This window comes from Candidatus Allofontibacter sp., from assembly GCF_038145245.1.
GTDB lineage: Bacteria > Pseudomonadota > Alphaproteobacteria > Pelagibacterales > Pelagibacteraceae > Fontibacterium.
The window spans coordinates 1-12,992 of the sequence record NZ_JAYQPI010000025.1 but is presented as its reverse complement, the minus strand read 5'-3'; the positions used below and the strand labels follow the sequence as shown (position 1 = coordinate 12,992).

Sequence of the window (12,992 nt, the reverse complement as noted above, 5' to 3'; positions counted from 1 at the left end):
TATTTAAACTTTTCAAATGTTTTTAATAATTCCATTCTAGATCTTGATGTTTCTATGGAGATAACATCAGCATCTAAAGCAGCAATAGCATCAATAATATCTTCAAATTCAGCGTAACACATATGTGTATGAATTTGAGTTTCATCTTTTGCAACAGCAGCAGAAATTTGGAATGCTTTAACTGCCCAATCTAAATACAGCTTCCAATCATTTTTCTTAAGAGGCAAACCTTCTCTTAATGCAGGTTCGTCAATTTGAATCATTTTAATGCCATTGTTTTCAAGATCTTCAACTTCATCTCTTATTGCAAAAGCAATTTGTAATGCTGTATCTTTTCTTGGTTGGTCATCTCTAACAAAAGACCATTGTAAAATTGTTATTGGACCCGTTAACATACCTTTAACAATTTTTTTTGTTTGGTCTTGCGCAAATTTTGACCATTGTACAGTCATAGATTCTGGACGAGAAACATCACCAAAAATAATTGGAGGTTTTACACATCGCGAACCATAACTTTGTACCCATCCACTAGATGTAAATGTAAATCCTTTAAGTTGTTCACCAAAGTATTCAACCATATCATTTCTCTCAAACTCTCCATGAACAATAACATCGATATCTATTTGCTCTTGTTTTTTGATAGCGTCGATTGTCTTAGTTTTTAGGAAATCCTCATATTCTTTTAAGCTTAATTCATTTTTTTTAAATTTAGCTCTGGCATTTCTCACATCAGACGTTTGAGGAAAAGATCCAATAGTTGTAGTTGGGTATAAAGGTAATTTAAAAAATTTAGTTTGTATTTCAGATCTTTTAACAAAGTTAGATTTTCTACTTAAAATCTCTTTTGTGATATTTTTTACTCTTTGTTTGACTGTATCATCATGAATTAACTCAGAAGTTTTTCTACTTGTGATATCTTTTTTGTTTTCATCTAGATAATTTTTGATTTCATTATTACCTTTATTTATCGAAATCTTAATATGATTAAGTTCAATTAATTTTTGTTTAGAAAATGACAGCCATTTTTTAATTTTTTCAGGAACTTTTGTTTCCAATCCTAAATCATAAGGAGTATGCAACAACGAACAAGAAGATGAAATCCATAAGTCTTTAATATTCTTTGAATATTCTTTTACTTGCTCGATCTTATTATTAACATCAGATTTCCAAATATTCCTTCCATCAACAATTCCAATTGAAATTGTCTTATGAGAATCTTTTAAAGAATTTATATTTGATATTTGTCCACGAATTAAATCAAAATGAACACCATCTATATCACTTGCTAGAATTTCCTTTTCAATTTCAGTATCTATTTTTTCAAAGTATGTCGTTAGAATTATTTTAGATGAACCTGCATATTTCTTTAATTGATTTAAAGTTTTTTTGACGAGTTTAATAAAATCAACATTTTGATTTTTTACTAAAATAGGCTCATCAATCTGAATCCATTCAGCGCCTTTTTTATTTAAACGCGATAAAATTTCTTCATAAACTGGAAGTAAATTATCTAATAAATCAATATTTTTGAAAGATTCATCAGCAGTTTTTCCAAGACTTAAAAAAGTAAGAGGACCTAAAATAATTGGTTTAGTATTAAAACCTAATTTTTTTGCCTCATCAAATTCATCAAACGGCTTGTTAGAACTTAATTTGAATTTTTGATTTTTTGAAAATTCAGGCACTAAATAATGATAGTTAGTGTCAAACCATTTTGTCATTTCAAGCGCCGGAACATCCAAATCTTTTGTTTGAGAGCCACGTGCCATTGCAAAATAAGTTTTAAAAGAAACTTTATCTTCTTTATGTTTATATCTTTCAGGAATGGATCCTACCAAGCAAATGGTATCTAAAACTTGGTCATAAAAAGAAAAGTCATTAGAACAAATATAATCGACCCCATTATCTTTTTGTGTTTGCCAGTTATTTTTTTTCAATTCACTGGCACATTTTAATAAATCACTTTCAGAAATTTCAGATTTCCAATATTTTTCTAAAGCAGTTTTTAATTCTCTTTTTGGACCTATTCTTGGATAGCCAATACAATTTACTTTTATTGTCATGCGTGTAACTCCTTTGGTTGATTTTTTTTAATTTTTATTTTGTCTGCAATAAGTCGTTTGCATACAGCATAGCTAAGTTCATATTTATTTAGTGTATAAAAATGAAATTCATTAACTCCCTCCGCTTGTAATTTTTTAACTAAATCACATGCAATACTAGCTCCAACAATTTTTTGTATTTCATTATCTGTCTCTAATCCGTTAAATTCTTGTTCGACCCAATTTGGGATAGTTGTTCCACATTTTTTGCTAAAGTTTTTTATTTTTTCAAAATTATCTATTGGAAGAATGCCAGGAATTATTGGAACTTTAATTCCAAAAGCAATTGCTTTATCTCTGAATTTTAAAAATTTTTCATCATTAAAAAAGAATTGTGTAATTATTTTGTCAGCTCCTTGATCAACTTTATTTTTTAAATTCTCAAGATCTTTAATCTCATTTTCTGACTCTGGATGCTTTTCAGGATACCCTGCAACTGAAATCTCAAAATTACCTAGTTTTTTTAATCCATTCACCATATCAGCGGCATTGATATAACCTTTATTATGAGGAACATATTTTGAATTAATTTTTCTTACATCGCCTCTCAAAGCTACAATTCTATTTATTCCATTATTTAACCAATCAAGTGCGATTGAATTAATTTCATCTTTACTCATATCAACGCAAGTGAGATGACCTGCAACAGGAGTTTTTGATTTATTGTTTATTTTTTTAACTAGAAAGTCGCTTTTATCTCTTTCGCCCCCTCCAGCTCCAAAAGTAACTGAAACAAATTTTGGCGAGAATTGCTCAAGCTTTTTAAGACTTAACCATAGATTCTCATGACCAAGCTCGTCTTTAGCAGGGAAGAATTCAAAACTAATATTTAAATCTTTGCTCATAATTTATTTTAAACAAAGGTTTTTTTGGAATTTATTCAAAAAAAACCACCAGATAAAGCGGCGGTTATTAAGTGCTTCGCTTTAGCTGGATTTATAACGCGCCCGCAATTTGAAATAACTCGGCGCACAAGTTAAATAACTTTATTAAGATAATTAGTCAATATAGATCTAGATTTATTAATGATTCCAAACAATTTTTTACTTTTTGTTCAATTAATAACAATACTTTTTATTACACCTGGACCGCAAAGAATTTTGATTATTACCAATTCAATGAATTATGGATTTCCAAAAAGTTTGTGGACGGGGTTAGGAGATGTTTCGGCTAATGCAATTCAGATGATATGTGCGACGTTTGGAATTTATACTTTAATGAAGCCTCATCCGCAGATTTTAGATGCTTTTAAATGGATTGGAGCATTGTACTTAATTTATCTTGCCTTAAGATTTTTAAAAAGAAAGACTGGCGTTACAATCGACAAAACTTTTGGGACTAGATCAGCATTAGATTTATTTAAAGATGGTTTTGTTTCTGCTTTATTTAGTCCTGGTGCAATAGTTTTTTTTGTAGTTATGTTTCCTACTTTTTTAGATCCTAATAATAATTTCATAGTTCATTTTATGATTTTAATGACAACTCATATAATTTTAGATTTTTTTTTCTTAACGATTTATGCAGGCGTATCAAGCAAAATAGCAATCTTTCTTAAAAACTATCCAAATTTAATAAGTAGATTGTCAGGATTTGCTTTGCTATTTCTGGCTTATAGAATTTTAAGCACTAAAATTAATTTATGAATAAAACTTTTGATAATAATTTTAAAGAGGGTTGTCTTACTGCGCTTGGGATTCCAGGAATTAGTCTTGCAGCTAGTTTTTTTGCTTTAGGCGCTCTTTTTAAAAATTCAGGATTAAATGCTGCTCAAAGTTTTTTATCAACATTAATTGGTTTTGCTTTACCTGGACAAGTTGTTATGGCTGAAACTTTAATAGTCAATGGAACTTTATTGAATATCTTAATTGCAGTGTTTTTAACAAATGCAAGACTTTATCCAATGACAATAAATCTGGTACCGGTGATCAGGCAAAAAAATAGGCCGATTTGGCATTATTATTTTTTGGCACATTTTATTGCCGTCACCAGTTGGGTGTATATGTTAAATAATTATGAAAAGATTACTAAAGAAAGTCGTTTTAGTTTTTTTTTAGGATTAGGATCAACTCTCTGGATATTATCTACCATAGCTACAGTAGTTGGGTTTTATACTACAGGAATTATTAGTAAAAAAATTTTTGTTGCAATAATTTTTTTAAATCCAATTTATTTTATGTGTATGATTATTTCGGTTCTTAACAAACCTCATATCGTGGCTACAGTATTTTTATCATTTATTTTAGCACCAATTTTATTTTTATTTACACCTGACTGGTCAGTATTACTTGCTGGAACTATTTCTGGGATAATTTCTTACTTTTTTTTTATTAGGTAAATAATGTCTGATACTTATATATATTTTGCAATTGTTTTAACTGCCATTGCCACTTATTTACCGAGGTTTTTAGGGGTTTTTTCATCTGATTTTGTTGATGAAGATGGAAAAATATTTAAATTTATATCCTGTGTTTCTTATGGAATTTTAGCTGCATTAATATCACGAATATTTATTCATCCTGTTGGAGCTTTAGAGCAAACATCAACAGCAATCAGACTTTTAGCAGCTAGCGCAACAATTGTTGTATTATTTATCAGCAAAAAAAATATACTTTTTTCTTCTTTATTTGGGGTAATTTTTTTTGGTATACTTAATTTATATTTTAATTAAATGTCGTTTGATAATATTAAAGGATTAGAAATTACCACTCATCCTCAAAGCAAAAGATTAATTTCTATAAATATCTCACAATCTGCTACAAATGAACTTATAAAAAAATTTGTATCAATTGATATTCAAGATTTAGAACTTAAGCCGTTTTTGCGGTTTTTTATAGCAGATGAGTGTAATAAAATTTTTGAAAATAAAATAAAAGATTTATTTAAAAAAATATTAACTGATAGAAACCATGGGGCATTTGTAATTGGACCTGAAAAATTTAATTCAGAAGTTACCGATGATAAGTTTTTAGTAAAACTTTCAACGGCATTTACTCACTTAGTTGGACTCCCAAATTTTGATGCAATGACAGGAAAATATTATGCTCGATTTGAAGTTAAACATGTTGATAGTAGTGATTCATATTTAAGAAAAGCATACAAAAGATTAGATCTTCATACTGACGGAACTTACGTCAAAGAAAAGACGGACTGGTTATTAATGACTAAAATTATGGAAAAAAATGTTTTAGGTGGGGAAAGTGTTTTGCTTCATTTAGATGATTGGGAAGATTGTAATAAATTTTTTAATCATCCAGTTGGTCAGATGGATTTTATTTGGGGTTCGCCAAAAAGTAAAAATGTTGATTATAAAGTAACTCATCCCGTTTTTTTTAAGGACAAAGAAGGCAAACCAGTTATCTCTTATATTGATCAATTTCCTGAACCTCAAAATATGGAACAGGGTTTATTTCTAAATAATCTTTCTGAATCTTTAGAAAACAGTAAAAATAAAATTATTTTTAAATTACCTCCAGGTTGTTCAATTTTTTCAAATAATTATTTTATGTTACACGGTAGACAACCATTTATTGAAAATAAAGAACTGCAACGAGAGCTTTTACGACAAAGAGGAGTTTTTTATAGTTGAAAAAATTATTATTAATTTTTTTTTTATTTTTTTTTAATCAAAGTACTTATTCCAAAGAAAAATTCGCCTATTTTGCTGGTGGTTGCTTTTGGTGCATGGAGCCTGTGTTTGATAAATTAGAAGGCGTCAATTCTGTTATTTCTGGATATAGTGGTGGAAATATTTCAAATCCAACGTATCAACAAGTAATTTCTGGTCTTACAGGTCATATTGAAACAGTGAAAGTTTCTTATGATCCAAAAAAAATAACTTATTTAAATCTTCTTAAAAATTTTTGGGTAAACATTGATCCTTATGATGGGTATGGTCAATTTTGTGATCGTGGTCAATCGTACGCTTCTGTAATATTTTATCAAGACGATGAAGAAAGAAAGTTGATCGATCAGTCAATTAAAGAATTGAAATCTTTAAAGATTAATAAAATCAAAACTGCTTTTACAAAGTTTAAAAATTTTTATCCAGCAGAGGACTATCATCAAAAATATTATAAAAAAAATCCAACAAATTATTATGCTTATGTGGCTGGCTGCAGAAGAATGGAAAGACTAAAAGAAATCTGGAAATAATTTATTTTAAAATTTTCCAAATTCCAGATGCAGATGCAATAATACTCTTAGACTTAAATAAATCAGCTTTTACAAAAATAAGAGATTGAGTTTTTTTACTTATAACTACTTTGCCAATCAAAAAATCATTTTCTTTTGATGCTCCTATAAATTTTATATCTAATGAAATAGTCACGCATCTTTTGCCATCATCAATTACTTTATGTGCTGCAGAACCCATACCACTATCAAGAATAGCTGCTAAATAACCTCCATGGGTTATCCCTGAAGAATTCAAATTAAAATTTTTAACTTTTGATCTAAATTCAAAATTATCTTTTGAGACTTTTTTAAATTCAATTCCGCCAATATATTTTATAAAACCTTTTTTACTTACCTCAGATGATATGTTCATATAATTAATCTATATTTTCTGGAACGAACTTTAGAGCTGTTCCATTGTTACAGTATCTTTTATTTGTTGGTTCTGGACCGTCCTCAAATAAATGTCCATGATGACCTCCACATTTTGAACAATGATACTCTGTTCTTGGGTAAATTAATTTATAATCTGTGCTTGTTTCAAAAACATCTTTATAAGAATCAAAAAAGGAAGGCCAGCCCGTACCGCTATCGAATTTCATTTTAGAACTAAATAATTTTGAATTGCAGCCAATACAATAATAGTTGCCAACTCTATTTTCGTTATAAAGTTTATTTGTGAATGCTCGCTCTGTTCCTTCTTGTCGTAAAACCCTATATTCATTTTCCGATAAAATATTTTGCCATTCAGTTTCAGATTTATTAATTTTATATTTCATTAAGATTGAGACTAGTTTTATAAGAATTTAATTTTTAATACTACTTCAAGTTGAACAAAAATTAATTGTCTTTTAATAAGTTTTATAATCTAATGACTTCACTAACAAATTTAAAGGTCAAGTATGTTAAAAAAAATATCATCTATTTTATGTGCGCTTTTAATAAGTATGAGCACTTCAAATTCTGCAGAATTCATAAATATTTTAACTGGTGGAACTTCAGGCGTTTATTATCCGCTAGGTGTAAGTTTGCAGAAAATTTATGGCGATAAAATAAAAAATTCAAAAACGCAGGTACAAGCTACAAAAGCATCTGTTGAAAACTTAAATTTACTTCAGGATGCAAAAGGAGAAATAGCATTTGTTCTTGGAGACTCTTTAAAATTTGCTTGGGAAGGAAATCAAGAAGTTGGTTTTAAAGGTAAGTTAGATAAACTAAGAGGTATAGCTGCTATTTATCCAAATTATGTACAAATAGTTGCATCTAAAGAATCAAATATCAAAACAATAGCTGACTTAAAGGGAAAAAAAGTTTCTGTAGGAGCGCCGAAATCAGGAACAGAATTAAACGCAAGAGCGATATTAACCGCAGCTGGTATGAGTTATAAAGATCTTTCTAAAGTAGAATATCTTCCCTTTGCAGAGTCTGTTGAGCTAATTAAAAATAGACAACTTGATGCTACACTTCAATCTGCTGGATTGGGAGTTGCATCTTTAAAAGATTTAGCAAATTCTGTTGATGTAGTAGTTGTCTCTGTTTCTCCAGATGTGATTAAAAAAATAGGATCACCTTATATTACAGGAGTGATACCTGCAAATACTTACAAAGGACAAACAGCAAATGTTTCAACAGCAGCAATTGGTAATTTTTTAGTTACACATAAAGATGTTCCAACAGAAACAGTCTATCAGATGACAAAATTAGTCTTTGAAAGTTTGCCAGAATTAGTTGCTGCGCATGCTGCTGCAAAAGATATTGATATTAAAAAAGCAACAGCTGGAATGCCAGTTCCTTTACACCCTGGAGCCCAGAAATATTTTAAAGAAAAAGGAATAATAAAATAAACTAAATTTATTTTAGTTTATGAATAAAAAAATTAACTCTACTGATAATAATATATCGGTAGAGTTAATTGATCCACTTATAGAAAAATTTCCGCTTAGTTTAGAAGGAAAAATATTATTTTATATCGCAATTATCTTTTCTAGTTTTCAATTATTAACAGCGGCACATATTATTGATGTTCCTAGTCAAATTTTAAGAGCAGTTCACGTTGGTTTTTTAGGACTTTTAGGATTTCCTCTTGTTTTAGCAATTAAAAAAAAAAATATAGTTTTTAAAATTATTGGTTGGAGTATTGCAGTCGCAAGTGTTGCTGTAGCGACTTATCAAATTGTAGAATATAAAGCGTTAATTCTTCGTTCTGGAGATCCTATACCAATGGATATTTTTTTTGGTGTTTTAGCTTTAATAGTAGTATTTGCAGCCTCCGGAACTATAATGGGAATAGCGTTGCCAATTATTTGCGGAATTTTTTTACTTTATTGTCTATTTGGCAATCATCTTTCAGGAATATTTCAACATAGAGGTTATAATTTTAATGCAGTTATTGAACATTTAACTTATGGAACAGAAGGTATTTATGGCGTTCCAACTTATGTTTCTTCGACTTTTATTTTTTTATTTATTTTATTTGGTTCTTTTTTAGAAAGAGCTGGAATGATAAAATTATTCACGGATGTTTCTCTTGGTAGCGTAGGTCATACCACAGGAGGTCCTGCTAAGGTTGCAATAGTTTCCTCAGGATTAATGGGAACAATCTCAGGATCTGGAGTAGCTAATGTTGTTACCACTGGTCAATTTACAATTCCCTTAATGAAAAAATTTGGTTATCGACCTGCATTTGCAGGAGGGGTTGAAGCTACGGCTTCAATGGGAGGACAAATAATGCCACCAGTCATGGGTGCGGTGGCATTTATAATGGCAGAAACCCTGGGTGTTGAATATTTCGAGATAGTGAAGGCTGCAATATTTCCAGCTTTATTATATTATTTTTCAGCTTTTTGGATGGTTCACTTAGAAGCTACAAAGAAAAATCTTGTAGGACTTCCAAAAAACGAATTACCATCTGCAATTAAAGCAATCAAAGAAAAATGGTTTTTAGTTTTGCCATTATTAGTTTTGATTTATTTATTGTTTGCAGGTTACACTCCCCTTTATTCAGGTAGTATCGGACTTATATTAACTGCATTTCTAATTTTAGGTAGCTCAATTGTATTAGAATTTTCATCTAAAATAATAAGAATTTTATTTTGGATCGTTTTAGGTTTTACAGCTTCTTTATTTTTTAAATTAGGAGCCAATGTAATAAAGATTACTCTAGTCATTTTGCTTTTTTGGAATTTTTTTTCAAAGGGTGGAAGAGAAACACTTTTATCATGTAGAGATGCTCTTGCAGAAGGTGCAAAGACTGCGCTTCCAGTTGGTGTTGCTTGCGCTGTAGTTGGAATAATAATTGGTACACTTACATTAACAGGCATTGCAAGTAGTATAGCAGGATTAGTAATTGATGTTGGAAAAACTAGTATTTTTTTATCATTGGTTCTTACTATGTTTATAAGTCTTATCCTTGGCATGGGCATACCAACGATTCCAAATTATATTATTACATCTGCAGTTGTTGCTCCTGCTTTATTAAAATTAGGTGTGCCATTAATCGTTAGTCATATGTTTGTATTTTATTTTGGAATAATGGCTGATTTAACACCTCCAGTTGCTCTCGCATGTTTTGCAGCCGCACCAATTGCAAAAGAAAGCGGCCTTAAGATTTCAATTGAAGCAATAAAAGTTGCTATGGCAGGATTTGTTATTCCTTATATGGCAGTTTATTCTCCTGAGTTAATGCTACAAGGCTATGATGGTAGTAATTTGTTAAACTATGTTTTTTCGGTTTTTTATATTTGCATTAAAGTTATTATTGCAATTTTATTTTGGGGAATAACAGTTATTGGTTATTTTAATAAAAATCTAAATTTTTTTGAAAGATTTGTTACTTTTTTAGTGCCTGTATTTTTAGTAGTTGCATTACCACTTACTGATGAAATTGGATTTTTTTTAACAGCAGTTATTTTATTTTATAGATGGTTTAATAAAAAAAAATTTAATAACCAATAATTTTATAATTATAATACGTGTCTCTTTGTGTTGCCTCGAGTTTAAAAGTAGTTAGTTATGCAGTTTCATTATTTACTTTAACGTGGTTTCATTCAGTTGAAAAAGTTGAATGGCAAGAGGATTGGAAAATTATCAATTCTAAACTTAAAATTATTGAGGCTAGAGTTAAAGGATCAGGCGCAGGAATGGACCCACCTGAAAATTCAAAATTAATTAAAGGTTGGTGGATTTATAAACCAAAAATTAGCGCTAAAGACGAATTAATTTTAGCGACTTCAGAAGCGAATATTAAAAATTGGAGTATTTGCTTTAATGGAAAGTGCGAAGAGCTTCCAAAAAATGAAAATAAACCATTGAAGTTATATGTGTGCAATAGTAAATAAATTGAAAATTTCTTATGAGTAAAATTAATTCTTTTAAGTCTAAAAAAATTATAAAAGTTAATGGAAAAGATTACGTTATTTATAGCTTAACAGAGGCTGAGAAAAATGGTCTTAAAGATATAAGCAAACTTCCAAAGTCGCTTAAAGTTTTATTAGAAAATTTACTGCGTTATGAAGATAATAACACAGTCGATAAAACACAAATTAACGCTATTCAAAGTTGGTTAAAGACTAAAACTTCAGATACTGAAATAGCATATAGACCGGCTCGAGTTTTAATGCAGGACTATACAGGAATTCCAGCTGTTGCGGATTTAGCTGCTATGCGAGATGCTGTTAAAGCTAAAAATAAAGATCCAAAAAGAATTAATCCATTATCACAAGTTGATTTAGTCATCGATCATTCTGTGATGGTTGATAATTATGCAAATAAAGACTCATTTGATTTAAACGTTGAAAAAGAATTTTCAAGAAATGGCGAAAGATATTCATTTTTAAAATGGGGTCAGCAAGCATTTAATAATTTTAAAGTAGTTCCTCCAGGAACAGGAATTTGTCACCAGGTAAATTTGGAATATTTATCAAAAGTAGTTTGGTCTTCAGAAATAAATGGAGAATTAACTGCCTATCCAGATACTTTAGTAGGCACTGATAGTCATACAACAATGGTGAATGGTCTTGCAGTTCTTGGCTGGGGAGTTGGTGGAATTGAAGCTGAAGCTGTTATGTTAGGACAGCCTATTTCAATGTTAATTCCAGAAGTTGTTGGATTTGAAGTTAAAGGAAAATTACCTGAAGGTACTACTGCAACAGATCTAGTTTTAACAGTTACACAAATGTTAAGAAAAAAAGGTGTAGTTGGAAAATTTGTAGAGTTTTATGGAGAAGGTTTAAAAAATTTATCTCTTGCAGATAGAGCAACTATTGCAAATATGGCACCAGAATATGGAGCAACATGTGGATTTTTTCCAATTGATGAAGAAACGCTAAAATATTTAGAATTTTCAGGAAGAGATAAAGATCTAATTAAACTTATAGAAGTTTATGCAAAAGAGCAGGGACTATGGACAAGTTCAGGCATGGTATTTACTGATACTCTAAGTTTAGATGTCAGCACAGTAGTTCCAACCATTGCTGGTCCAAAACGTCCACAAGATAAAGTTTTATTGACGGATGCAGCAAAAGATTTTGATAAAAATTATAAAGAAACAATCAAAAGAACATCTTTAAAAGAATATGCTGTAGAAAATGCGGATTATAAATTAAAAGATGGAAATATTGTCATCGCCGCTATCACATCCTGCACAAACACTTCTAATCCTAGCGTTTTAATCGCTGCAGGACTTCTTGCAAAAAAAGCAATTGAAAGAGGATTATCTTCTAAGCCTTGGGTTAAAACTTCCTTAGCACCTGGTTCAAAAGTTGTAACCGATTATTTAGAAAAAGCTGGACTGAGCACATATCTTAATCAATTAGGTTTTAATTTGGTAGGATATGGGTGCACAACTTGTATTGGAAACTCTGGACCATTGAACGATAATATTAATACTGCAATTACTAAAGGTGAATTGTACGTTGCATCAGTTCTTTCAGGAAATAGAAATTTTGAAGGACGAGTGCATCCACAAGTTAAAGCAAATTATTTAGCATCACCCCCGCTTGTTGTGGCTTATGCAATCGCGGGTTCAATGATGATTGATCTTTATAAAGATTCACTTGGCAAAGATAAGAACGGTAAAGATGTATTCTTAAAAGATATTTGGCCAACTAATAAAGAAATAGCAGATACAATTCTAACTTCAATTACAGCACAAATGTTTAGATCTAGATATGACAACGTATCAGAAGGTCCAAGTAGTTGGCAGAAGATTAAAACAGTGGCCAGCAGTATTTATGATTGGGACCAAAAATCAACTTATGTTAAACGACCGCCATTTTTTGAAAATTTACCTGATAAACCAGAAGGATTTAAAGCAATTAAAAACGCAAGACCCCTTCTTATTTTGGCAGATTCAATAACAACTGATCATATTTCTCCAGCAGGATCTATTCAAAAGTCAGGACCAACAGGCGAATATTTTATGCATCATCAGGTTTTACAAAAAGATTTTAATTCTTATGGAGCAAGAAGAGGAAATCACGAGGTAATGATGCGTGGAACATTTGCAAATATTAGAATTAAGAATGAAATGGCACCCGGAACAGAGGGCGGAGTTACAATGTTGCATCCTGATAAAAAAGTAATGTCAGTATTTGATGCATCTATGGAGTATCAAAAAAGAAAAATAGATTTGGTTGTAGTTGCAGGAAAAGAATATGGCACAGGATCCTCTCGCGATTGGGCTGCAAAAGGTACAAAACTTTTAGGAGTTAAAGCTGT

Annotated in this window: 13 protein-coding genes; 9 read left to right on the top strand and 4 right to left on the bottom strand. The window is 30.3% G+C overall.

The genetic code is table 11. The features are described from left to right. Nucleotides 1-2,063: 5-methyltetrahydropteroyltriglutamate--homocysteine S-methyltransferase (gene metE / locus AC8IGH_RS03990; RefSeq protein WP_507419427.1), on the bottom strand; the 2,063-nt coding region annotated here is incomplete at its 3' end. Further along, entirely contained in the window at nucleotides 2,060-2,947 is an 888-nt protein-coding gene (gene metF / locus AC8IGH_RS03985; protein ID WP_507419426.1) for a methylenetetrahydrofolate reductase [NAD(P)H], read from the bottom strand. The genes metE and metF, both read right to left, overlap by 4 nt. Nucleotides 2,948-3,127: 180 nt before the next feature. On the opposite strand from metF, the gene AC8IGH_RS03980 reads away from it, so the two are divergent. From AC8IGH_RS03980 to msrA, 5 genes are read left to right on the top strand one after another with little or no spacing between them, the layout of a single operon-like run. Next, a complete protein-coding gene (locus AC8IGH_RS03980) occupies nucleotides 3,128-3,745 on the top strand; it encodes a LysE family translocator (protein WP_507419425.1) in 618 nt (205 codons plus the stop codon). Continuing rightward, nucleotides 3,742-4,437 (top strand): AzlC family ABC transporter permease, encoded by a 696-nt coding sequence (locus AC8IGH_RS03975; protein ID WP_507419424.1) that lies wholly within the window; start codon nucleotides 3,742-3,744, stop codon nucleotides 4,435-4,437. Before AC8IGH_RS03980 ends, AC8IGH_RS03975 begins: the two co-directional genes overlap by 4 nt. A gap of 3 nt (nucleotides 4,438-4,440) precedes the next feature. Next, a complete protein-coding gene (locus tag AC8IGH_RS03970; RefSeq protein WP_507419423.1) occupies nucleotides 4,441-4,770 on the top strand; it encodes an AzlD domain-containing protein in 330 nt (109 codons plus the stop codon). Beyond that, on the top strand, nucleotides 4,771-5,688 hold the full coding sequence (gene glaH / locus AC8IGH_RS03965; protein ID WP_507419422.1) for a glutarate dioxygenase GlaH: 918 nt from the start codon (nucleotides 4,771-4,773) through the stop codon (nucleotides 5,686-5,688). After that, the gene (msrA, locus tag AC8IGH_RS03960) at nucleotides 5,685-6,254 is read left to right on the top strand and encodes a peptide-methionine (S)-S-oxide reductase MsrA (RefSeq protein WP_507419421.1); all 570 of its coding nucleotides are present in this window, start codon (nucleotides 5,685-5,687) and stop codon (nucleotides 6,252-6,254) included. The genes glaH and msrA overlap by 4 nt, the downstream gene beginning before the upstream one ends. A 1-nt stretch (nucleotide 6,255) precedes the next feature. Here msrA and AC8IGH_RS03955 read toward each other — a convergent pair whose 3' ends face one another. Both AC8IGH_RS03955 and msrB read right to left on the bottom strand, forming a co-directional pair. Next, complete coding sequence (locus tag AC8IGH_RS03955; RefSeq protein WP_507419420.1) at nucleotides 6,256-6,648, bottom strand: PaaI family thioesterase; 393 nt, start codon at nucleotides 6,646-6,648, stop codon at nucleotides 6,256-6,258. A gap of 4 nt (nucleotides 6,649-6,652) precedes the next feature. After that, on the bottom strand, nucleotides 6,653-7,054 hold the full coding sequence (msrB, locus tag AC8IGH_RS03950; RefSeq protein ID WP_507419419.1) for a peptide-methionine (R)-S-oxide reductase MsrB: 402 nt from the start codon (nucleotides 7,052-7,054) through the stop codon (nucleotides 6,653-6,655). 123 nt (nucleotides 7,055-7,177) lie between these two features. Here msrB and AC8IGH_RS03945 point away from each other — a divergent pair, with 123 nt between their 5' ends. The 4 genes from AC8IGH_RS03945 to acnA all read left to right on the top strand — a co-directional run. Beyond that, on the top strand, nucleotides 7,178-8,119 hold the full coding sequence (locus AC8IGH_RS03945) for a TAXI family TRAP transporter solute-binding subunit (protein ID WP_507419418.1): 942 nt from the start codon (nucleotides 7,178-7,180) through the stop codon (nucleotides 8,117-8,119). A 19-nt stretch (nucleotides 8,120-8,138) separates the two neighbouring features. Then, entirely contained in the window at nucleotides 8,139-10,229 is a 2,091-nt protein-coding gene (locus AC8IGH_RS03940; RefSeq protein ID WP_507419417.1) for a TRAP transporter permease, read from the top strand. 17 nt (nucleotides 10,230-10,246) lie between these two features. Then, on the top strand, nucleotides 10,247-10,612 hold the full coding sequence (locus tag AC8IGH_RS03935) for a DUF1850 domain-containing protein (protein WP_507419416.1): 366 nt from the start codon (nucleotides 10,247-10,249) through the stop codon (nucleotides 10,610-10,612). 14 nt (nucleotides 10,613-10,626) lie between these two features. Then, nucleotides 10,627-12,992: aconitate hydratase AcnA (gene acnA / locus AC8IGH_RS03930; RefSeq protein WP_507419415.1), on the top strand; the 2,366-nt coding region annotated here is incomplete at its 3' end.